This is a genomic window from Bordetella genomosp. 1 (assembly GCF_002261335.1).
In the GTDB taxonomy this organism is placed as follows: Bacteria; Pseudomonadota; Gammaproteobacteria; order Burkholderiales; family Burkholderiaceae_B; genus Bordetella.
Genome location: NZ_NEVL01000004.1, coordinates 23868 through 45715 on the forward strand (window position 1 = coordinate 23868; position 21848 = coordinate 45715).

The following is a 21848-nucleotide window of genomic DNA, read 5'->3' on the forward strand; positions in this document are numbered from 1 at the left end:
CCTCCTCTGCCCGCTGCCCGGTGACCTCTGCCGGGTCGCTCGGACGTCCGGCGCCGCGAGGCGCGTGGACGGGCAATCGTAATGCTGCGCTTGTTTCTTGTTTTTTGTTACAGCAAGTCTAGCGGCGGCCGGGCGCCCTGACTCTTAGGGAAAGTACGTCCCGGGGCGCCTGGGCAGGCGCCATGAAAAACGCGCGCCCGACCGCGGGACAACGGTCAGGCGCGCCTTTCGGTAACGCGGGCTCAGAAGCCGAGGCTGGCGAGCAGGTCGTCGACCTGGTCCTGGCTGGTCACGATGTCGGCCTTGCCGGTCGGATTGACCTGCGGGCCGTTCAACAGGCTGTTGGCCTCGTCGCGACGCTCCTGCGGCACGCTGTCGAGCAGCACCTGCAGCAGTTCGCGTTCGATCGCGCCCACCACGTCCATCATGCGCATGATGACCTGGCCGGTGAGGTCCTGGAAATCCTGGGCCATCACGATTTCCATCAGCTTGTTCTGCGTGAACTGGGTGTGCTCGGGCACTTCCGCCAGGAAGGCGCGGGTGTCCTGCACCAGGCTCTTGGCCTCGGGCACTTCCAGCGGCTTGTCGAACCATTCCTGCCAGCGCGCGTCGAGCTCGCGGGCCGAGCGCGCCATGCCGTCCTGGACGGGGCCCGCGGCTTCGGTCGCGTTGAGCACGCGGTTGGCGGCCTGCTCCGTCATCTGCGCGACGTAGCGCAGCCGGTCGCGCGCATCGGGAATGGCCTGGGCGGCGTCCTTGATGGCCTGGTCCAGGCCGAGTTCGCGCATGCTGTCACGCAGCATCCGCGTGAGCGAGGCGATGCGATGAATCAGGTCGCCCGATTCGGCCGGTGTGCCGGTTTCCGTCGCGTTCATGATGCTTGCCCTCAGCCGCCGATCTTCTCGAAGATCTTGTTGAGCTTCTCTTCCAGCGTGGCCGCGGTGAAAGGCTTCACGACGTAGCCATTGGCGCCCGCCTGCGCGGCCGCCACGATGTTTTCCTTCTTGGCCTCGGCCGTCACCATCAGCACCGGCAGCGACGCCAGGCTGGCGTCGGCACGGATCTGCTTGAGCATTTCCAGGCCGTCGAGGTTGGGCATGTTCCAATCGGACACGACGAACTGGAAGCCGCCGTTGCGCAGCTTGTCCAGACCCATCTGGCCGTCTTCCGCCTCATCGACGTTCTCGAAACCCAGCTCCTTGAGCAGGTTGCGGATGATGCGGCGCATCGTGGGGAAATCGTCCACCACGAGAATCTTGAGTCCCTTGTCTACCATCTAAAACTCCAAAAAAAATCGTTCAAGGCGTGGGCGGGGCGCACCACATCAAACACGGTGGCCGCGATCGCCCACACGCAACAGAATCCGTTCACTCATGTCGCCCAGCGACACCACTTCGTCGGCCCCGCCGATGGCGATGGCCTCGCGCGGCATGCCGAACACCACGCAGCTGGCCTCGTCCTGCGCCAGTGTGTGGGCCCCGGCCCGGCGCATCGCGAGCAGGCCGGCGGCGCCGTCCTTGCCCATGCCGGTCAGGATCACCCCGATGGCATTGCGGCCGGCCGCCTGGGCGGCGGAATGGAAAAGCACATCGACGGAGGGGCGGTGCCGGTTGACCGGATCGCCCTGCTCCAGCTCGATCACATAGTTTGCACCACTGCGGCCCAGCTTCATATGCTGCTCGCCGCCCGGCGCCAGATACACGTGGCCCGGCAGCACGCGTTCGCCGTGCACGGCCTCGCCGACCGTCACCGCGCACAGGGCGTCGAGGCGCTGCGCGAACGAACGCGTGAAGCCGGCCGGCATGTGCTGGGTGATCAGGATCGCAGGGCTGTCGGGCGGCAGCGGCTGTAGCACCTCGCGGATCGCCTCGGTGCCGCCCGTGGACGAGCCGATGATAACCAGCTTTTCCGAGCTCGCGAACGGGCTGCGCAGGCGCACCGGCGCGGGCGCGCCGGCGGCGTGCGGGGTCGGTGCGCGCAGGCGCGCGCGCGAGGCGGCGCGGATCTTCTCGGCGATCAGCTCGGAATAGTCGAGCAGGCCGTCGCGGATGCCCAGCTTGGGCTTGGTCACGAAATCGATCGCGCCCAGTTCCAGCGCGCGCAGCGTGATTTCGCCGCCGCGCTCGGTCAGCGACGACACCATCACGACCGGCATCGGCCGCAGGCGCATCAGCTTCTCGAGGAAGTCCAGGCCGTCCATGCGCGGCATTTCGACGTCCAGCGTCAGGACGTCGGGGTTGTGCTGCTTGATCAACTCGCGCGCGACCAACGGATCGGGCGCGGTCGCCACGACCTCCATGTCCGGATGGCTGTTGATGATTTCCGTCATCAGGCCCCGGACCAGGGCCGAGTCGTCAACGCAAAGTACTCTGATTTTCTTCATGGTCCTGACCCGCTGCAGGGGCGGCTTTCCTGGCGATATTCAGTGGTTACTGGCCCACGCACTCATAGACCGTCTGGCCCCGCAGCCGGAAGTCCTGGCTGATGTACGTGAAGTTTTCCGAATGCCCGGCGAACAGAAGGCCGCCCGGCTTGAGCAAAGGCACGAACCGCCGCAGGATCTTGGCCTGCGTCGGCTTGTCGAAATAGATCATCACGTTGCGGCAGAAGATCACGTCGAACTTTTCATTGATGGGCCACGACGGCGCCAGCAGGTTGAGCGTCTCGAACTCGACCATCTGCGCCAGCTCGGGACGCACCTTGACCTGCCCTTCGTTGCCGGCCCGGCCGCGCAGGAAGAAGCGCCGCAGCCGCGCCTCGTCCATCTTGGCCACGCGGTCCCAGGCATAGACGCCGGCGCGCGCGCGGTTCAGGCAATTGGTGTCGATGTCGGTGGAATACACCCGGCTGCTGGCCGCTTTCGGGCCCAGCGCCTCGGTCAGCGTCATCGCGATCGAATACGGCTCCTCGCCGGTCGAGGCCGCGCAGCACCAGACCGACACCGGCCCGCCGCGCGTCTTGGCGAAGTCGGCCAGGATCGGGAAGTGATGCGACTCGCGGAAGAAGGCGGTTAGGTTGGTCGTGAGGGCGTTGACGAAGTCTTCCCACTCGCCGGCCGCGGGTTCGCGCTCGAGCTCGTCGAGATAGCTGCTGAAGTCGTTCTTGCCCAGCGCCCGCAGGCGCCGCGCCAGGCGGCTGTAGACCATCTCGCGCTTGTGCGCGCCCAGCGAAATGCCGGCGCGCGCATAGATCATGCTGCGCACGCGCGAAAAGTCGGCATCCCGGAACTCGAACTGACGCTCCGCCGAAAAAGACGGGGTGGTGCTCAACATGCCTGCCTCAATGCTCCAACGCAAACTTTCCGGCGCCCTGCGCGTGGCCGCCGAGGCGCTCCGCCTGCAGGTCGATCACTTCGCCGCCGTTGATCCGGAACACGGCCACCGCTTCGGACAGGCGTTCGGCCTGCTCCTGCAGCGAGCCCGCCGCGGCGGCGGCCTCTTCCACCAGTGCCGCGTTCTGCTGCGTCACCTCGTCCATCTGCGTCACGGCGCGGTTGACCTGGTCGATGCCGCTCGACTGCTCTTCCGAGGCCGCCGAGATCTCGCCCATGATGTCGGTCACACGCTTCACCGAGGCCACGATTTCCTGCATGGTGTTGCCGGCGCGCTCGACCTGCTGCGAACCCGTGCCCACCTTGTTGACCGAGTCCTCGATCAACACCTTGATTTCCTTGGCGGCCTGGGCGCTGCGCTGCGCCAGCGAGCGCACTTCGCCCGCCACCACCGCGAAGCCCTTGCCCTGCTCGCCCGCACGCGCCGCTTCCACCGCGGCGTTGAGCGCCAGGATGTTGGTCTGGAACGCGATCCCGTCGATCACCGACACGATCTCGGAGATCTTGCGCGAGCTCGCCGAGATGCCTTCCATGGTGTGCACCACTTCCGACACCGCGGCGCCGCCGCGTTCGGCCACGTCCGAGGCGCTGGCGGCCAGCTGGTTGGCCTGGCGCGCGTTGTCGGCATTCTGCTTCACGGTCGAGGCCAGCTGCTCCATCGAAGCGGCGGTCTGCTCCAGCGAGGCGGCCTGCTGCTCGGTGCGCGACGACAGATCGGTATTGCCGGCCGCGATCTCGTGCGAGCCGACGTTGATTTCTTCCACGCCGCGGCGAACCTGCGAGACGGTGCGGGTCAGGCTTTCCTGCATGCGCTTGAGCGCGGCGAACAGCTGGCCGATCTCGTTGCCGTTGCGCACGTCCACCCGCGCCGTCAGGTCGCCGCCGGCGATGCGGTCGAAGTAGGTGCCGGCTTCCTTGAGCGGCGCCAGCACGCGGCGGCGCAGGAAGACGTAGGTCATGAAGACCAGCAGCGCGGCGACCACGCCGCCCAGCGCCACGGCGCCGAGCACGAAGTTGTAGCGCTGTTCGGCCACGGTGTAGGCTTCCTGCACCAGGCTCGCGCGCCAGAAGTCGAACGCCTCGACGGCGCGCGCGAAGCGTGCCTCCAGCGCGTCCTGCACCATCTGCACGTGGCTCTGGTAGCCCGGCATGTCGGCCTTCTCCAACGCGGCGATCAGCGGCGTCAGGCCCTGGCTCACCAGCGTGTTGAAGGCGGCGTCGACCTCCTTCATGGACTCGGCGGCGCTGTCGGGATGCGGCAGGCTCTTGTAGTAATCGAATTCGGTCTGCGCCCGGTTCAGCGACGCCTTGGCCCGCTGCACCAGGCCGGCGGCCTCGGCGGCCAGGCCCTGCTGCACCAGCATGGGCTGGCCGATCGAGCGCACGATGTCGGCGTATTGCGCGGTGGCGGCGCGGCCCAGGCCGTTGAGCGTGTCCTTGTTGGCGGCGACCACGCGGCCCATCGAGTCGGCCAGGTCCTGGGTCTGCTTGATCTCGACCAGCGTGCCGTTCGAGATGCGCAGCGACAGGACACCGAGCGCGGCGCCCAGCACCAGCATGAAAGAGAAGAACGCCAGCACGCCCAGCAGGCTGCTGCGTATGGTCAGGTTCGCCAAGAACGTGCGCATAACGGTTAGAACTCCTCGACGGGGTCGAATGCCACAGCTGCAATACGGCGGGCGGCGAAGATCATCCGCCGCCCGGCTAGTCACGCACCTTGCGGAGGGATCAGGAAGCGACCTTCTCGACCAGTTCCATCTCGTCGCTGGTCATGAGCTTCTCGATGTCGACCAGGATCAGCATGCGCTCGTCCACGGTGCCCAGGCCCGTCAGGTATTCGGTCGACAGGGTCGCGCCGAATTCCGGCGCCGGGCGGATCTGGCCGGCGTTGAGCATCAGCACGTCGGACACGCCGTCGACCACGATGCCGACCACGCGATGATCCAGGTTCAGGATGATCACGACGGTCTGTTCGTTGTATTCGACGCTGCCGAGGTTGAACTTGATGCGCAGGTCGATGATCGGGACGATGATGCCGCGCAGGTTGGTCACGCCCTTGATGAACGTGGGCACGTTGGCGATGCGGGTCACCGCGTCGGCGTCGTAGCCGCGGATTTCCTGCACCTTCAGGATGTCGATCCCGTATTCTTCCGAGCCCAGCGTGAAGACCAGGAACTCGTTGCCCACGTCTTCGACGCGGGCGCTTTGCGCGTGCGGCTTGGCTGCCATGTTAATGCTCTCCGTCAATTCAGAATGGCTTCGGGCTGCGACCAACGCTCACGGTTGGCGCGCGCGAGCGCGAATACGTCGACGATCAGTGCAACACTGCCGTCGCCCAGGATGGTCGCCGCGGAAATGCCGGGGACCTTGCGATAGTTGGATTCGAGGTTCTTGACCACGACCTGGTGCTGGCCGACCAGATGGTCGACGAGCAGCGCGAAGCGGCGCTCCTCGGCCTGCATGATCACGGCGATGGCCTGCGTCGGCTCGGTCTGCGCGCCGCCGACCGAGAACACCCGGTGCATTTCCACCAGCGGCAGGTACTCGCCGCGCACGTGCATCACGCGCTCGTTGCCGGCCACCGAGTAGATCTGGTCTTCGGTGGGCTGCAGCGACTCGGTCACGTGGTTCAGCGGCAGGATGAAGGTCTCTTCGCCCACGCGCACCGACATGCCGTCGAGGATCGCCAGCGTCAGCGGCAGCACGATGCGGGTCGTGGTGCCGTGGCCCGGCGTGCTGGAGAGCTGCACGTGGCCACCCATGTTCTGGATGTTCCGGCGCACCACGTCCATGCCGACGCCGCGGCCGGAGATGTCGGTCACCTGCTCGGCGGTGGAGAAGCCCGGCGCGAAGATCAGCTGCCAGATTTCCTCGTCGGGCGAGTTTTCGTTGACCGACAGGCCCTGGGCCTGCGCCTTCTTGAGGATGCGGTCGCGGTTCAGGCCGCCACCGTCGTCGCTCACCTCGATCACGATGTTGCCGCCGTTGTGCTGCGCGGACAGCACCAGCTGGCCGACCGGATCCTTGCCGGCCGCGACGCGCTTGTCGGGCGTCTCGATGCCGTGGTCCAGGCTGTTGCGCACCAGGTGGGTGAGCGGGTCGATGATGCGTTCGATCAGGCTCTTGTCGAGCTCGGTGGCGCGGCCGTAGGTCTGCAGCTCGATCTGCTTGCCCATCTTGCTGGCGATGTCGCGCACCACGCGCGGGAAGCGCGAGAACACGTAGTCCATCGGCATCATGCGGATCGACATCACCGCTTCCTGCAGGTCGCGCGCATTGCGCTCGAGCTGCTCCATGCCGTTGAGCAGACGGTCGTGCAGCACCGGATCCAGCGTCGACGCGGTCTGCGCCAGCATGGCCTGGGTGATGACGAGCTCGCCCACCAGGTTGATGATCTGGTCGACCTTCTCCACGCCCACGCGGATCGAGGTCGATTCGGTGTTGGCGTGGGCGGCCGGCGCGGCGGCGCGAGCCGGCGCGGCGGGTGCCGCCGGGGCGGCCGCGGGCGCAGGGGCGGCAGCGGGTGCGGCGGCAACGGGTGCCGGCGCGGCGACGGGTGCAGCAGCGGGTGCAGCGGCGGGCGCAGCGGGCGCGGGGGCAGGCGCGGCGAAACCGGCGGCGGCGGCCTCGAACTGCTCCACCACGTCGGCGGCGGCGGCCTTGGCCGGCGCGGCTTCGCGGCGGATGTCGAGCTGGTCGCTGTCGACGATGAAGCAGCACACCGCCTCGATGTCGTCCTGCGAGCAAGTCGTGTCGACCCACACGGTCAGCGCGTCGGCGCTGCGCTCATGATGGTGCACGGTGCCCAAATTGCCCATTTCCTCGAGCAGCGACTGGGCGTCCTTGTCGGACACCTTGCGGAACTGCACGCGGAACGGCAGGTTGCCGGCGGGTGCGGCCGCAGGTGCGACCGCAGCGGGCGCGGCCGGTGCCGGGGCGGCGGCCACGGGTGCCGGCGCGGGAGCGGGAGCAGGCGCCGGGGCGGCGGCCGCAGCCGGCGCTTCGCCCTTGCCTTCGAGGGCGATCTGGCGCAGCACGGCGCAGATGCGTTCGAACACGGCCTGATCGGGCTCTTCGGACGAACGATAAGCGTCCAGTTGGCTCTTCAGCACGTCTTTGGTTTCCAGGAAAGTATCAACCATATCGGCGCGCAGGTTCATTTCGCCGCGACGGATCGCGTCCAGCAGGTTTTCCAGCAAATGCGTGGTTTCGGCGAGCTTCTGAAAGCAGCCGAACGTCGCCGCGCCACCCTTGATGGAGTGCGCGGCACGAAAAATGGCGTTGAGCTGCTCGATGTCGGGTTGCCCCACATCCAGTTCGAGCAGCAGCTGCTCCATCTGCGCGAGCAACTCGTCGGCTTCGTCGAAAAAAGTCTCGTAGAACTGACTGAGATCCAGACCTGAACTCATGATGAGCCGTTTGCCTTCATATAGAACACGCCGAGGCGCGTTGACACTAAACCGGCGGCTGCTCTTCGAGCAGCTCGGCGGCCAAATCCACCAGGGTTTCGGGATCGACGGGCTTGTTGAGCCACCCGCAGACCCCGAGATCGCGGGCAGCCGTCTTGCTGTCCACGTCTTCCTCGGTAGTCAGTACCAGCACCGGCACGTCGAGATAACGCTCCTGCTCGCGCAGGCCCCGGATCAGATCCAGGCCGCCCATCACCGGCATGTTCCAGTCGCTCACGACCAGATCGATCTGCTGGTCGCGCGCGAGGTCCAGTGCCTCCTTGCCGTTGCCAGCCGTCACGACCTGCCAGCCCGCGCCGGTCAGCGCGGCCCGCACGATCATGCGCATCGTTGCGGAATCGTCCGCCACCAATATCGTCGTCATGCTCCAGTTCGCTCCTAACGTGCAGCCTCGTTGGACGCCGGCGCCGCGGGCGGTTCGGTGGCCGGTGCCGCCGCTTCATTGCGGTGGGTCACGGCCTGAACCACGCCATTGGCGTCGCGGGCGCTCACTTCTGCCGCCGTCGCGTTCTCGTCCTCGATACGTTTCTGCGTCTTTTCGTTCAGCACTACCAGGCTGATACGACGGTTAACGGCAGCATACGGATCATCTTTAACCAGACTCATGCTCGAAGACAGGCCCTGCACCCGCAGCACCTTGCTTTCGTTCATGCCGCCGGCCACCAATTCCTGCCGCGACGCGTTGGCGCGGTCGGCCGACAGCTCCCAGTTGCTGTAGGCCCGCTCGCCGCGCGCGTACTGCGACGCGTCGGTGTGGCCGGCCAGGCTGATCTTGTTGGGCAGCTCGTTGAGCACGGGGCCGAGCTCGCGCAGGATGTCGCGCATGTACGGCCGCACTTCGGCGCTGCCGGTGGCGAACATCGGGCGGTTCTGGCTGTCGATGATCTGGATCCGCAGGCCTTCCGTGGTCATGTCGATCAGCAGCTGCGGGCGGAAGTTCTTCAGCACCGGGCTGGTTTCGATCAGGGTGTCCAGGCGCTGCTTGAGGCGCTCGAGGCGATGGCGGTCGCGCCGCTCGCCGTCGGGGATGTTCTGGGCCTGCACGCGGTTGCCGTCGGCGCGGCGCACGTTGCCGTCGTCGCGCAGCGGATCGCGCCCGCCGCCAGGGATGGCGCTGGTATCGGCGGAATTGCTCGGGCCGCCCGCGATCGCCACGCTCAGCGGCATGCGGAAGTACTCGGCGATGCCCTTGAGCTCCTCGCGCGGCACGATGCTGATCAGCCACATGACCAGGAAGAACGCCATCATCGCCGTGATGAAGTCGGCGTAGGCGATCTTCCAGCTCCCGCCATGGTGGCCCCCGCCGCCGCCACGGCGTTTGCGGCGGACCACCACACGGTGGTTATTGACCGTGCTCATCTAAGAGACTCCCGATCAGGCGCGGCCGGCGGCCGCGCTGCCCTTGGCCTGGCGTACGTGCTCTTCGAGCTCGCCGAACGACGGACGCACGGCCGAGAAGAGCACCTTGCGGCCGAACTCCACCGCCAGCTGGGGCGGGTAGCCGTTCATGCTGGCCAGCAGGGTCACCTTGATGCACTCCAGCACCTTGACCGCCTCGGCGGCCTGGCGCTCGACGCGCGAAGCGAACGGACCCACGAAACCGTAGGCCAGCAGAATGCCGAGGAACGTGCCCACCATGGCCTTGGAGATCAGGTCGCCCAGGATCGCGGGCGGCTGGTCCACGGCGGCGAGCGCCTTGATCACGCCCAGCACCGCGGCCACGATACCGAAAGCCGGCAGGCCGTCGGCCATCGATTGCAGCGCATGCGTCGGGACCTCGCGCTCATGGCGGAAGGTCTCGATTTCCTCGTCCATCAGCGTCTCGATCTCGAACGAGCTCATGTTGCCGCTGATCATGATGCGCAGGTAGTCCGTGATGAACTCCATGAGATTCGCGTCCTTCATGATGCGCGGATACTCATTGAAGATCGGGCTGGACTGCGGATCCTCGATGTGGGATTCGACCGCCATCAGGCCTTCGCGGCGCGCCTTGTTCAGCAACACATACAGGAGCGCCATCAGCTCCATATAGAGGTCTTTGCTGTAGGGGCCCGTCTTGAAGGCGCGCGGCACGGCCGCCTTCACCAGCTTGAGCGACTTGCGGCTGTTGCCGGCCAGGAAGGCGCCCAGGGCGCCGCCGCCGATCAGGGTCAGCTCGAAAGGCTGGTAGAGCGCGCCCAGGTGGCCGCCCAGGCCGACAAAGCTGCCGACCACCGCGATGATAACCACCGCATAACCGATAACAATCAACACATCAGGCCTCTGCCATCGTAGTCAAAACTAGTGACAATGATCTCCCGAGCTCCCCGCCGCAAAAACGCGGGTTACGGGGAGTTTTTCGGGGCTTTTGGGATGTTTGAGTACCCTTAAGAAATCAGGAAGCCTGTTCTGCCTTGGCCGGCGCGGCGGCGTTGGCACGTGCGCGGGCGGCCGCGCGCGTCTTTCCGGCCCGGGGTGGCGGACGGCAGATGGCGCACACGAAGTCGGTCTGCGGGTCATGCGCGTGGGCGATGAAATGCCCGCCGCACTGCCGGCACGCCGACAGTTGCAACATGCCGCTGTCGAAGAAGCGCACCAGCATCCAGGCCCGGGTGAAGCTGAGCACCGGCTCGGCGCCGGCGGGCTGGGTGGCGTCGGCCTGCGCGTGCTCCAGATAGAGACGGTAGGCGTCGATCACGGCGCGCACGTTCTTGCTCGACGTGCGCGTGTTCAAGAAGGAGTAGACGTTGTAGAACAACGAGGAATGGATGTTCGGCAACCAGGTCATGAACCAGTCCACCGAAAAAGGCAGCATTCCCTTGGGAGGCGAGCATCCCCGGATCTCACGATACAGGCGTGCGAGCCGATCGTGGCTGAGGCTGGTTTCGGCTTCTAGCACCTGAAGCCGCGCCCCGAGGGTGATCATCGCACTGGCCAACAGAATCTCGTCGGCTTCCTGTGACACGCTTTTAACTGGCATACCGCCTTCCTGCTTTCTTTAGCGGTTGGGTCAGGCCAACTCTTCCACTGGCTGCTTCGCCAGCAGAATCGTTGCGTGCGCTTGCTGCAGGGCGCCGCCCAGCACATCCTGGGTCAGGGCCGACAGCAGGCTGTAGTCGTCGAAGCGGAAGCGGCAAAGCAGGGAACTCGAGCTCGCCAGTTTGACCAGTTGCGCCGGCGAGAGGCGCATCAGGATGTCGGCAACTTCGTTGCTGAAACCCAGGCGAAACATGGATGCCGCGTAATCGTCTCTCAGCATCCGCTGCGCGAGCAGCAGATACGAAAGATTGACTTCACGTATATCGGCGAGCAAGGAACTGTCTGCGGTTTTCACTTTGGTACTCCTGTTACTGAGGCCAGCCGGGGTGATGAAGTCCAGATCGCGCGCCCCGAAACCCCCGCGCAAATCTGTTTTCGTCTTAATGCGAAATGTATCAGTTGATCGCAATTTGCATGCAATTTAACATGCACACTGTCATTTTCTATGACTTTTATGACGAAACATTGATTTTTTTCAGAATTTCTTTAGAAGTGCAGCAGGACCGTTACATTTCTTGCACCAAGATCGCGCCAAAGACGTAAATAAAAGCGCAAAAAGTTGCGTTCTTCCTCGAATGAAACACCGTCATTTGTCGACAATCCTCATTGAGAGGAGCGATAGACGTCAGTCATCAGGCCACTGGCCGGCACCCCCGCCGATGTCGTAACAATGCAACACCCATCTCGCGGCCATTCGCGAGACCCCTGCAGACTGAATCTGAATGCCCAACGCAGAAGACAGCTTGGTCCAATACGCACCGCTGGTACGCAAACTGGCGCTGCAGTTGCTGGCCCGCTTGCCGGCCAGCGTGCAATTGGACGACCTCATCCAGGCCGGCATGATCGGCCTGCTCGATGCCGTGCGCCGCTATCAGGAAAGCCCGGACGCGCAATTCGAGACCTACGCCACGTCGCGCATCCGTGGCGCGATGCTCGACGAGCTCCGCAGCCAGGACTGGCTGCCGCGCAGCGTGCGCAGCAAGAGCCGCAAGATCGAGAACGCCATCCAGCGCAAGGAGCAGCAGCTCATGCGCTCTCCCACCGAAACGGAGATCGCGCAGGAGCTGGGCGTGCCGCTGGACGAGTACCAGAGCATGCTGACCGACGCCCAGGGCCTGCAGATCGTCCACTACGAAGGCATGGGCGGCGACCAGGAGACGGGCGACGCGGACTGGAGCGAAGGCGCCACCAGCGAGAGCAGCGGCAATCCGCTCAACGCGCTGCTGGCCACCGACCTGCGCGCCGCCCTGATCCAGGCCATCGACAAGCTGCCCGACCGCGAGAAGCTGCTGCTGTCGCTCTACTATGAGCAGGGCCTGAACCTGAAGGAAATCGGCGCCGTGCTCAACGTCACCGAGGCGCGCGTGTGCCAGTTGCGCACGCAGGCCACGGCGCGCCTGCGCGCGCACCTGGCCGACCATGCCTGGGGCGAACTGCCCGAGCACGGGCTGTTGTCGCAGGTCATCTGACGACGGACGGCCCGCGGCCGTCCGCCCCTCCCCTCCCCGCCATGTTCACGCCGCGTCCACGGCGAGCGTCCGGCCGCGCCCGCCGCCGGTGCGATCCGCGCGTGCCCGGCCCGATCGCCCGCATCCTGCCTCGCGCGGCTTGCGCAGGCCGCGCTCGGCCTGTACACGTCCGTGCCGTGTGTCCACACGCTGCCGGCGGCGCCCCTGCGCTGCCGTTTTCGCCGGATGCGCAAACGCGCACCCCGTTGCAACAAATGTGGCATCTATTGCGATCATGGATCCTATGAAACGTCGTTTGAAGCGCAACAATCGGTTGCAGCAGGCGCGTATCTCTATATATACGGGCGGTCTATATGCTCTATGGATATATGGCGGCGGATTATCGGGGTGCAGGGCCGGATTTTTCGCTGCCTGCGCGGCCGCATTTGTAAACGGAAGCGCGCCCGCTCGAGCGCTCATTTGCAACAGCCTGCGTCCGCCTGCCAGTGCCGCGACGGCGTGGGCGAACGGGAATCCCGACGATCCGCGACGCGCGCCAGGATCCGCACCCCGCCAGCCCCCCAGCCTCGCTGCCCGCGCCACGGCCATTTCAAAAAAAAGATGTAACAGGGGCCGAAAGGCCTAAAGAATCGTTTGGCTCCGACGTTATCCAGGCAGCGGGACACTGATCGGAGCCAAAAAGACTCTGACGGATACCGTAAATGTTGGGCGGCCCGGCTGCCCAGTTTGAAGAAGCCTTTCTCTCTTGGGAGCTATTCATGGCTGCTGTTATCAATACCAACTACCTGTCGCTGGTTGCTCAGAACAACCTGAACAAGTCCCAGTCGGCTCTGGGTTCCGCCATCGAGCGTCTGTCGTCGGGCCTGCGCATCAACAGCGCCAAGGACGACGCCGCTGGCCAAGCCATCGCCAACCGCTTCACCGCCAACGTCAAGGGTCTGACCCAAGCCGCTCGTAACGCCAACGACGGTATCTCGATCGCTCAGACGACCGAAGGCGCCCTGAACGAAATCAACAACAACCTGCAGCGCGTTCGCGAACTGACCGTTCAAGCCACCAACGGCACGAACTCGCAGTCGGATCTGGAATCGATCCAGGCTGAAATCACCCAGCGTCTGGGCGAAATCACCCGCGTGTCGGAACAGACCCAGTTCAACGGCGTGAAGGTTCTGGCCGATGACCAAAGCCTGACCATCCAAGTCGGCGCCAACGACAACGAAACCATCACGATCAACCTGCAACAGATCAACGCCAGCACGCTGGGTCTGGGCAACCTGGACGTGAGCAACAAGGCTTTCGACACGACCAAGCTGGCCGCTTCGCCGACCACGCAAGTCACCCCCCCGGGAACGACCGCTTCGGTCAAGCTGACCGCTGTCGACACCGCCACCGCTTCGGGCTTCGACGTCTACGTTGACGACGCCGATCCGGAAAAGCTGTATGTTTCGAACGACGGCGGCTCGACGCTGTACGCCGTTTCGGGCTACGACAACGCCACCGGCCAACTCGAATTCGACTCGTCGACCTCGGTTTCGGCCACCGCCACCGCTGCTGCCGCCGGTCAACAGATCGCCGTGGGCAATGGCGTGACCATCAACGTCGACGACGCCAAGTTCGATGACCAGAACGCTGCCGCCACCCCGGTCGTGTACCTGGATTCCAACGGCGACTTCTTCGTGTCGACCGACGGTGGTTCGAACGGCTGGAGCGCCACGTTCGCTTCCGACGGCTCCGTGTCGTACGACAGCTCGGCTGCCGCTACCTCGCTGCCCGCCGATGCTACGGCTCAGCTGACCGACTACGAAATCCCGTCGAACACCCCGGCTGTGACCGCCAACCTGACCGGCCTGAGCGCTGCTCAAGTGGGCTCGGCTCCCCAGCTGTACGCCAACAGCGAAGGCGGCTACGTCGTCAAGGGTTCGGCCAACGGCGCCGACGTGTACTACAAGGCCAACGTGTCCTCGAACGGCACGGTCACGCTGGGCGACAAGCTCAACGCCGACCCGCTGGCTTCGATCGACAAGGCCCTGGCCAGCGTCGACTCGCTGCGTAGCGACCTGGGCGCGATCCAGAACCGCTTCGAATCGACCATCACGAACCTGAACAACACGGTGAACAACCTGTCCGCCGCCCGTTCGCGTATCGAAGATGCCGACTACGCCACCGAAGTGTCGAACATGACCAAGGCTCAGATCCTGCAACAAGCTGGCACCTCGGTGCTGGCGCAGGCCAACCAAGTGCCGCAAACGGTCCTGTCGCTGCTGCGTTAATCGTAGCGACGCCTCGAAAGGGACGCTCGCGTCCCTCTCGCTGGATCAAAGCCACCCCGGGCTCGCCCGGGGTGGCTTTTTCCATTTCCGCCCCTTTTTTCGAGCTGCGGAATATAGGCACGAATTCCAAGATTGTTTGCCGGAATGGCCATGGGAGGGTCTCCGTAGAATCCCCTGCATCTTCAATGGAGCCGCTCACCCGCGCACTTCACGACCATGCTCAACACGGCCCCTTCGCGCCTGGATGCCGCTTCGCGCAGCAAACGGCTGGACTACACCCTCTCCCCCGGTCACCTTCGCGCCACGGCGCACCTGTACGGCATCGACACCGTGCCGCTGGACCGCGCCCGCGTGCTGGAAATCGGCTGCATCGACGGAGAGAATCTGCTGCCGCTGGCGCAGGCCTATCCGAACGCACGCGTGGTCGGGGTCGACACGAATCCCGAGACCATCGAGCGCGGCCGGCGCTACGCCGAGCTGCTCAAGCTCGACAACGTGGCGCTGCAGGCACTCTCCCTGGAAGCGCTGCTCGAGTGGCAGAGCGATGCGGCGCCGTTCGACTACATCGTGGTGCGCGGCCTGTTCAGCACCCTGAGCAATGACGCGCAGCTCGCGCTGCTGCTGTGGTGCCGCAGCGTGCTCTCGCCCGAGGGGCTGGTGTTCGTCGACTACGCCACCAATCCCGGCGCCAAGGCTGCCGAGATCGTGCGCGACGCCATCATGCTCCACGCCCACGATGCCACCACCGAAGACGAGGTCAAGTCGAGCGCGCGCGCCGCGCTCACCCTCTTCCAGAGCGGCATGTCGGGCAGCAATCCGCTGGGCCCCGCCCTGGGCGACATGTCGCAGCTGTTCGCGGGCGAACTCGCCGACGACGCCAGCGGCGCCTCGCCCTTCCTGCTCGGCAGCAACGCCTGCTATCTGATCGAGTTCACCGACCGCGCCCAGCAGGCCGGCCTGAGCTACGTGGGCGATGGCCTGCCGCTCACCGAACTGCCGCAGAACTACGGCCAGAACGTGGCGCTCACCCAGAGCCTGGTGGCACTGGGCCGCGCCAAGGTGGTGCGACAGCAATACCTGGACTTCGCCACCGGCCGCGCCGCGCGACGCAGCCTGCTGGTGCACGAGGACCGCGCCGGCGCCATCCAGGCCAGGCCCGACCTGGATCGCCTGCACGACCTGCGCTGGGCGACCGGCCTCATGCGCGCGAGCGTGACGGCCGTCGTCGACGGCGTGATCTTCATGAGCCATGGCGGCCAGATCCACAACACCAAGGATCCGCTGCAGGTCCTGATGCTCGACACGCTGGCCCATGCCTGGCCCGCCTCGGTGTCGTACGAGGCCCTGCGCGCCGCCGTCGAGCACGGCCTGTCCGACCGTCCGTCGCTCTACACCCAGCAGGCGCTCGACGCGGCCTTGCAACAGCTGCTGTACCAGGGCCTGCTGTATTACTGCCTGGAGGCCGGTCCCTACGATGTGGCCGAAGATGCCGCGCCGGCCCTGGTGGCCTCGGTCGCGCACAACTTCTCGGCCAGCACCAGCGACCGCATGCCCCAGTTCACGCTATGGCACGAGCCCACCCTGTGGACGCCGCCGCTGGCCGAACGTGGCGTGCTGGACAGGATCGCCGCCGGCCAGTCCCTGGGCGAGATCGTCGACGCGCTGTGGGACAAGAGCACCGAGCGCGGCGATCACTTCGGCATGGCCTACGCCGCGCCAGCCGCCACCGTGCTGTCGAACCTGAAGCGCCATGGCGGCCTGCGCGTCGGCGACGCCGCCTGGCTCGCGTTCCTGCGCACCGGCCTGGCCGATGCCGCGCACCCGGGCCCGTTCTGGCATCTCTACATGGATGCCCACGCGCGAGTCGGTTTCAACCGCGACGCCGTCTACCTGAGCGAGCCGGTCGCCAACATCAAGGTCACGCCGGCCCTGCAGGCCACCCTGCACAAACTGGCGGAGCTGGCCAACGGTGAATCGTATGCGGCGGCCATCCCCGAAGCGCGCAAGCTCGCCCGCCGCTATCCCAAGCATTTCCAGGTCTGGGAGATCCTGGTCTACAGCCTGTGCCGCGCCGGCGACGTGCTCGATGCGTTGCGCGCCGCCGTGTCCATGCTGGACCTGGCGCCGATGCGCTCGCTGGCCTACAACCGCCTGGGCGAATGCCTGACGACCGCCGGCCGCGCGCTGGAAGCGCTGGCCTGCGGCCGCCGTGCCGTCGAGCTCGATCCGAACAGCGCCGTTGCGCATCTGACGCTGGGCGACGCCCTGCCCGCCACCGGCCGCTACGCCGAGGCCGAGATGTCGTGCCGCCGCGCCATCGAGCTCAACCCGAAGCTGAACTCGGCACGCACCAATCTGGTCAACGTGCTGTGCCAGCGGGGCGATGCGGTGGGCGCGGAGATCGCGGCCGCCGAGGGTCTCGCCGCCTTCCCGACCCAGTCGACGCTGTACAACAATCGCCTGTTCGCGATGAACTACGCGCCGGACAAGACCGCCGAAGAGGTGTTCGAGGCCTATCGCGAATTCGAGCGCGCCCTGTGCCAGCCGCTCTACGCCGAATGGAAGCCGTTCCGCAACGACCGCAACCCGAACCGCCGCCTGAAGATCGGTTATGTGTCGCCCGACTTCCGCCACCACTCGGGCAACGAGTTCATCGAACCGCTGCTCTCGCACCACGACCGCAGCCAGTTCGAACTCACGGCCTATGCCGAGCTGAAGTACGAAGACGGCATCACCGGCCGCTTCAAGACCTACTTCGACAACTGGGTCTCGATCCGCGGCATGAGCGCCTCGACGCTCACCGAGCGCGTGCGCGCCGACGGCATCGACATCCTGATCGACCTGGCCGGCCACACGGGCCAGAACCGCCTGAGCGTGTTCGCCCGCAAGCCGGCGCCGGTGTCCGCCACCTGGCTGGGCTTCGGCTACACCACCGGGATCTCCGCGATCGACTACATCCTGACCGACGAGGTGATGGCCCCGGTCGGCAGCGAGCACCTGTTTGCCGAGAAGCCCTGGCGCCTGGAACACGGCAGCCTGGTCTACCGCGCCAAGGAAGGCATGGGCGAGGTCAGCGAGCTGCCCGCCCTGAAGAACGGCCACGTCACGCTCGGCACCCTGAGCCGCTCGATCCGCATCAACCATCGCACCGTGCGCGTGTGGTCGGAAATCCTGCGCCGCCTGCCCGCGGCGGTGCTGGTGATCGACAGCGGCAGCTTCGGCGAGCCGCACCAGCAGGAAGAGATGGCGGCCAAGTTCGCCGAACACGGCATCGGCCGCGACCGCCTGCGCATCGGCAAGAACAGCCCGCCGTGGAACGTGCTGCGCAACATGGACATCGGCCTGGACTGCTTCCCGCACAACTCGGGCGTGACGCTGGTCGAGACGCTGTACATGGGCGTGCCCTACGTGACCCTGGCCGACCGCCCCAGCGTGGGCCGCATCGGCAGTTCGGTCCTGCACAGCGCCGGCCACCCGGAATGGGTCGCCAGCAACGAAGAGGAATACATCCAGAAGGTGGTCGACCTCGCCCGCGACCTGCCCGCCCTGGCCCGCATCCGTGCGGGACTTCGCGATGAGATGTGCGCCAGCCCCCTGATGGACGGCGCCGGCTTCGCCCGCCGCGTCGAGGCCGGCTTCCGTGAAATGTTCAAGACCTGGAGCGAGTCGTCCAAATGAAGGCAGTGATCCTGGCGGGCGGCCTCGGCACCCGCATTTCCGAAGAAACCCACATGCGTCCCAAGCCGATGATCGAGATCGGCGGGCGGCCCATCCTGTGGCACATCATGAAGATCTACTCCCACTACGGGGTGAACGACTTCATCATCTGCTGCGGCTACAAGGGCTACATGATCAAGGAGTACTTCGCCAATTACTTCCTGCACATGTCGGATGTGACCTTCGACATGGCCAACAACAAGATGGAAGTGCACCAGCAGAAGGCCGAACCCTGGCGCGTCACGCTGGTCGACACGGGCGAAAACACCATGACCGGCGGCCGCCTCAAGCGCGTGGCGCCGTACCTGAAGGATGAAGAGGCGTTCTGCTTCACGTATGGCGACGGCGTGGCCGACGTCGACGTGGGCGCGCTGATCGACTTCCACCGCGCCCACGGCAAGGCCGCCACGGTCACCGCCGTGCAGCCCCCCGGCCGCTACGGCGCGCTGCGCATGGACGGCACGCGCGTGGCCGGCTTCACCGAGAAGCCGCGCGGCGACGGCGGCCTGATCAACGGCGGCTTCTTCGTGCTCTCGCCCAAGGTGCTGCCGCTCATCGACGAAGACGCCACCGCCTGGGAAGCCGAGCCGCTCGAGCGCCTGAGCCGCGACGGCGAGCTGCAGGCCTTCCAGCACCTGGGCTTCTGGCAGCCGATGGACACGCTGCGCGAGAAGAACCTGCTCGAATCGCTCTGGAGCAGCGACACGGCGCCGTGGAAGGTCTGGTAATGCTGCCCTCGCCCGCATTCTGGCGCGGCAAGCGTGTGCTCCTGACCGGGCACACGGGTTTCAAGGGCGCCTGGCTGGCGTTCTGGCTCGCGCGCCTGGGTGCGCGCGTGACCGGTATCGCGCTGGCGCCCAACACCACGCCCTCCCTGCACGATGCGCTGCGCCTGGCCGACCACGTCGAGGGCCACCTCTGCGACATCCGCGATGCGGCTGCGCTGGCGGCGCACGTGCGCGCGGCCGCGCCCGAGATCGTGCTGCACCTGGCGGCCCAGCCGCTGGTGCGCGCCAGCTACCGCGAGCCGGTGGCGACCTTCTCCGCCAACGTGATGGGCACCGTGCACCTGCTCGAGGCCCTGCGCGGCCTGGACGGCGTGCGCAGCGTGGTGGCGGTGACGACCGACAAGGTCTACCGCAACCAGGAATGGCACTACCCCTATCGCGAGACCGATCCGCTGGGCGGCCACGATCCGTACAGCGCCAGCAAGGCGGCCTGCGAGATCGCGATCGCCTGCTATCGCGACGCGTTCCTGTCGGCCCAGGGCGTGGCGCTCGCCAGCGCGCGCGCCGGCAACGTGATCGGCGGCGGCGACTGGTCGGAAGACCGGCTGATACCGGATGCGGTGCGGGCCTGGCAGCGCGGCGACACGCTGGAGATCCGCCGGCCCGACGCGGTGCGGCCCTGGCAGCACGTGCTCGAGCCCCTGTCCGGCTATCTGAACCTGGCGCAGGCGCTCTGGGACGACCCGACCCGGGCCACGGCCTACAACTTCGGTCCCGACGCCGCCGGCGCCGTGCCGGTGCGCGACGTGGTCGAGATCGCCCGCTCGGCCTATGGCCGCGGCGCGGTCAGCTACGGCACCGAGATCAGCGGCCCGCACGAGGCCGGCCTGCTGATGCTCGACACCTCGCGCACCCGCGCCGAGCTGCGCAGCGTGCCGCGCTGGACGCTGGCCACCGCGGTCGGCCGCAGCATGGACTGGTACCGCCAGCAGGCCGAGGGTGCCGACGCCCGTGCGCTGTGCGAGGCCGACCTCGCCGCCTACGAGGCCGCGCCATGAACATCGTGTTCACCGACACGCCGCTGGCCGGGCTGCGCATGGCGCGCCGGCCCAGGGCGGGCGACAACCGCGGATTCTTCTCGCGCCTGTTCAGCCAGGCCGACCTGCAATCCGCCGGCTGGCCGGCCCCGGTGAACCAGGTCAATCACAGCTACACCGCCACGCGCGGCTCGGTGCGCGGCATGCATTACCAGCACCACCCGCACGCCGACACCAAGCTGGTGCAGTGCGTGCGCGGCGAGGTCTGGGACGTGGCCGTGGACCTGCGCCGCGCCTCGCCCACCTTTCTGCAGTGGCACGCGGTGCGGCTGTCGGCCGACAACGGCCTGGGCCTGCTGATCCCGGCCGGATTCGCGCACGGCTTCCAGACGCTGACGCCCGACGCCGAGCTGATCTACTGCCACAGCGCCCCGTATGACCCGGCCAGCGAAGGCGCGCTGCACCACCGCGATCCGCGCCTCGCCATCGATTGGCCGCTGGCCGTGACGGAAGTCTCCGCACGCGACCAGGGCCACGCTTTCCTCGACCCCGGTTTCCAAGGATTGGACCCATGAAGTGCCGTCATTGCAGCACCGAGCTGCACCTGCCCTTTCTCGACCTGGGCCATGCACCGCCTTCGAATGCATACCTCAAGCCCGAAGACCTGAATCGTCCCGAGGTCACGTTCCCGCTGCGCCTGCTGGTGTGCGACCAGTGCTGGCTGGTGCAGACCGAGGACTACGCCGGACGCGAGGCGCTGTTCACCGAGGAATACGCCTACTTCAGCTCCTTCTCGCAGTCGTGGCTGGCGCACTCGCGCCGCTACGTGGAGAAGATGATCGACCGTTTCGCGCTGGACGCCGACAGCATGGTGGTGGAGATCGCCGCCAATGACGGCTATCTGCTGCAATACGTGCAGGCCGCCGGCGTGCCCTGCTACGGCGTGGAGCCCACCGCCAGCACCGCCGCCGCCGCGCGCAAGCTCGGCCTGCACATCGTCGAACGCTTCTTCGGCGAGGCCTTCGCCGCCGAACTGGTGGCCGAGGGCCGCGCCGCCGACGTCATCGCGGCCAACAACGTGCTCGCGCACGTGCCCGACATCAACGACTTCGTGGCCGGTTTCCGCACCCTGCTCAAGCCGGGCGGCGTGGCGACCTTCGAGTTCCCGCACCTGCTGCGCATGGTGGCGGAGAACCAGTTCGACACCGCCTACCACGAGCACTATTCGTATCTCTCGCTCACGGCCGTGCAGCGCATCTTCGCCGCCAACGGCCTGGCCGTGTTCGACGTCGAACAGCTGCCCACGCACGGCGGCAGCCTGCGCGTGTATGCGCAGCGCAGCGACACCGGCACGCAGGCCGAGGCGCCCGCGGTGGCCCGCCTGCTGCGCGAAGAGGCCGATGCCGGCGTGACGACCGCGGCGTTCTACCGCGGCTTCCAGCAGCGCGCCGAGGCCGTCAAGAATGGCCTGCTGTCGTTCCTGCTCCAGGCCCGCGCCGAAGGCAAGCGGGTCGGCGCCTACGGTGCCGCCGCCAAGGGCAACACGCTGCTCAACTTCGCGGGCGTGCGCCCGGACCTGCTGCCCTACGTGGTCGACCTGAATCCGGCCAAGCAGAACCAGTTCCTGCCCGGCAGCCACATCCCGGTGGTCGACGAGGCCACGCTGCGCGCCGACCAGCCCGACTACGTCGTGATCCTGCCCTGGAACCTGAAGGTCGAGATCAGCACGCAACTGGCCTACGCCGCCGCCTGGAAGGGCCGCTTCGTGACCGCCGTGCCGCAGCTCACCATCACCCCGGCCTGACCGCC

General features: G+C 66.5%; 18 protein-coding genes and 2 pseudogenes. 8 read left to right on the top strand and 12 right to left on the bottom strand.

Annotation, left to right across the window (positions count from 1 at the left end):
* Window positions 1-242: 242 nt before the first annotated feature.
* The 12 genes from cheZ to flhD form a co-directional block, all read right to left on the bottom strand.
* The gene (gene cheZ / locus CEG14_RS17045; protein WP_094827619.1) at window positions 243-875 is read right to left on the bottom strand and encodes a protein phosphatase CheZ; all 633 of its coding nucleotides are present in this window, start codon (window positions 873-875) and stop codon (window positions 243-245) included.
* Between the two features lie 11 nt (window positions 876-886).
* On the bottom strand, window positions 887-1276 hold the full coding sequence (gene cheY / locus CEG14_RS17050; RefSeq protein WP_094827620.1) for a chemotaxis response regulator CheY: 390 nt from the start codon (window positions 1274-1276) through the stop codon (window positions 887-889).
* A 48-nt stretch (window positions 1277-1324) separates the two neighbouring features.
* Complete coding sequence (locus CEG14_RS17055) at window positions 1325-2383, bottom strand: protein-glutamate methylesterase/protein-glutamine glutaminase (RefSeq protein WP_094827621.1); 1059 nt, start codon at window positions 2381-2383, stop codon at window positions 1325-1327.
* Between the two features lie 46 nt (window positions 2384-2429).
* A complete protein-coding gene (locus tag CEG14_RS17060; protein ID WP_094827622.1) occupies window positions 2430-3272 on the bottom strand; it encodes a CheR family methyltransferase in 843 nt (280 codons plus the stop codon).
* A 7-nt stretch (window positions 3273-3279) separates the two neighbouring features.
* A complete protein-coding gene (locus CEG14_RS17065; protein ID WP_094827623.1) occupies window positions 3280-4959 on the bottom strand; it encodes a methyl-accepting chemotaxis protein in 1680 nt (559 codons plus the stop codon).
* 100 nt (window positions 4960-5059) lie between these two features.
* A complete protein-coding gene (cheW, locus tag CEG14_RS17070; protein WP_094827624.1) occupies window positions 5060-5560 on the bottom strand; it encodes a chemotaxis protein CheW in 501 nt (166 codons plus the stop codon).
* Window positions 5561-5574: 14 nt separating this feature from the next.
* Window positions 5575-7740, bottom strand: coding sequence for a chemotaxis protein CheA (gene cheA / locus CEG14_RS17075; protein WP_094827625.1), 2166 nt, complete (start codon window positions 7738-7740; stop codon window positions 5575-5577).
* Between the two features lie 46 nt (window positions 7741-7786).
* Window positions 7787-8164: a response regulator gene (locus CEG14_RS17080; protein WP_094827626.1), complete on the bottom strand. Its 378-nt coding sequence runs from the start codon at window positions 8162-8164 to the stop codon at window positions 7787-7789.
* 14 nt (window positions 8165-8178) lie between these two features.
* Window positions 8179-9159, bottom strand: coding sequence for a flagellar motor protein MotB (gene motB, locus CEG14_RS17085; protein ID WP_094827627.1), 981 nt, complete (start codon window positions 9157-9159; stop codon window positions 8179-8181).
* 15 nt (window positions 9160-9174) lie between these two features.
* Window positions 9175-10053, bottom strand: a complete 879-nt coding sequence (motA, locus tag CEG14_RS17090; protein WP_094827628.1) for a flagellar motor stator protein MotA — start codon at window positions 10051-10053, stop codon at window positions 9175-9177.
* Window positions 10054-10174: 121 nt separating this feature from the next.
* Entirely contained in the window at window positions 10175-10759 is a 585-nt protein-coding gene (gene flhC / locus CEG14_RS17095) for a flagellar transcriptional regulator FlhC (RefSeq protein WP_094827629.1), read from the bottom strand.
* A 30-nt stretch (window positions 10760-10789) separates the two neighbouring features.
* Entirely contained in the window at window positions 10790-11113 is a 324-nt protein-coding gene (gene flhD, locus CEG14_RS17100) for a flagellar transcriptional regulator FlhD (RefSeq protein WP_094799412.1), read from the bottom strand.
* A 427-nt stretch (window positions 11114-11540) separates the two neighbouring features.
* Between flhD and CEG14_RS17105 the strand changes: the two genes are divergently transcribed.
* The 8 genes and pseudogenes from CEG14_RS17105 to CEG14_RS17135 all read left to right on the top strand — a co-directional run bounded on the left by CEG14_RS17105 (window position 11541) and on the right by CEG14_RS17135 (window position 21843).
* On the top strand, window positions 11541-12287 hold the full coding sequence (locus CEG14_RS17105; protein WP_094827630.1) for an RNA polymerase sigma factor FliA: 747 nt from the start codon (window positions 11541-11543) through the stop codon (window positions 12285-12287).
* A gap of 758 nt (window positions 12288-13045) precedes the next feature.
* Window positions 13046-13562, top strand: a pseudogene (locus CEG14_RS26845) (flagellin N-terminal helical domain-containing protein); the annotation flags it as partial.
* A 719-nt stretch (window positions 13563-14281) separates the two neighbouring features.
* Window positions 14282-14557: pseudogene (locus CEG14_RS26850) on the top strand (flagellin); the annotation flags it as partial.
* Window positions 14558-14773: 216 nt separating this feature from the next.
* Window positions 14774-18235 carry a bifunctional class I SAM-dependent methyltransferase/glycosyltransferase gene (locus tag CEG14_RS17115; RefSeq protein ID WP_094827632.1) on the top strand — a complete coding sequence of 1154 codons (3462 nt, stop codon included), beginning with the start codon at window positions 14774-14776 and terminating at the stop codon, window positions 18233-18235.
* Window positions 18232-19002, top strand: coding sequence for a glucose-1-phosphate cytidylyltransferase (rfbF, locus tag CEG14_RS17120; RefSeq protein WP_094827633.1), 771 nt, complete (start codon window positions 18232-18234; stop codon window positions 19000-19002). Before CEG14_RS17115 ends, rfbF begins: the two co-directional genes overlap by 4 nt.
* Complete coding sequence (gene rfbG, locus CEG14_RS17125) at window positions 18987-20060, top strand: CDP-glucose 4,6-dehydratase (RefSeq protein ID WP_256985806.1); 1074 nt, start codon at window positions 18987-18989, stop codon at window positions 20058-20060. Before rfbF ends, rfbG begins: the two co-directional genes overlap by 16 nt.
* Window positions 20057-20614: a dTDP-4-dehydrorhamnose 3,5-epimerase family protein gene (locus CEG14_RS17130; RefSeq protein ID WP_094827635.1), complete on the top strand. Its 558-nt coding sequence runs from the start codon at window positions 20057-20059 to the stop codon at window positions 20612-20614. The genes rfbG and CEG14_RS17130 overlap by 4 nt, the downstream gene beginning before the upstream one ends.
* Window positions 20611-21843, top strand: a complete 1233-nt coding sequence (locus CEG14_RS17135; RefSeq protein ID WP_094827636.1) for a class I SAM-dependent methyltransferase — start codon at window positions 20611-20613, stop codon at window positions 21841-21843. The genes CEG14_RS17130 and CEG14_RS17135 overlap by 4 nt, the downstream gene beginning before the upstream one ends.
* Window positions 21844-21848: the final 5 nt, after the last annotated feature.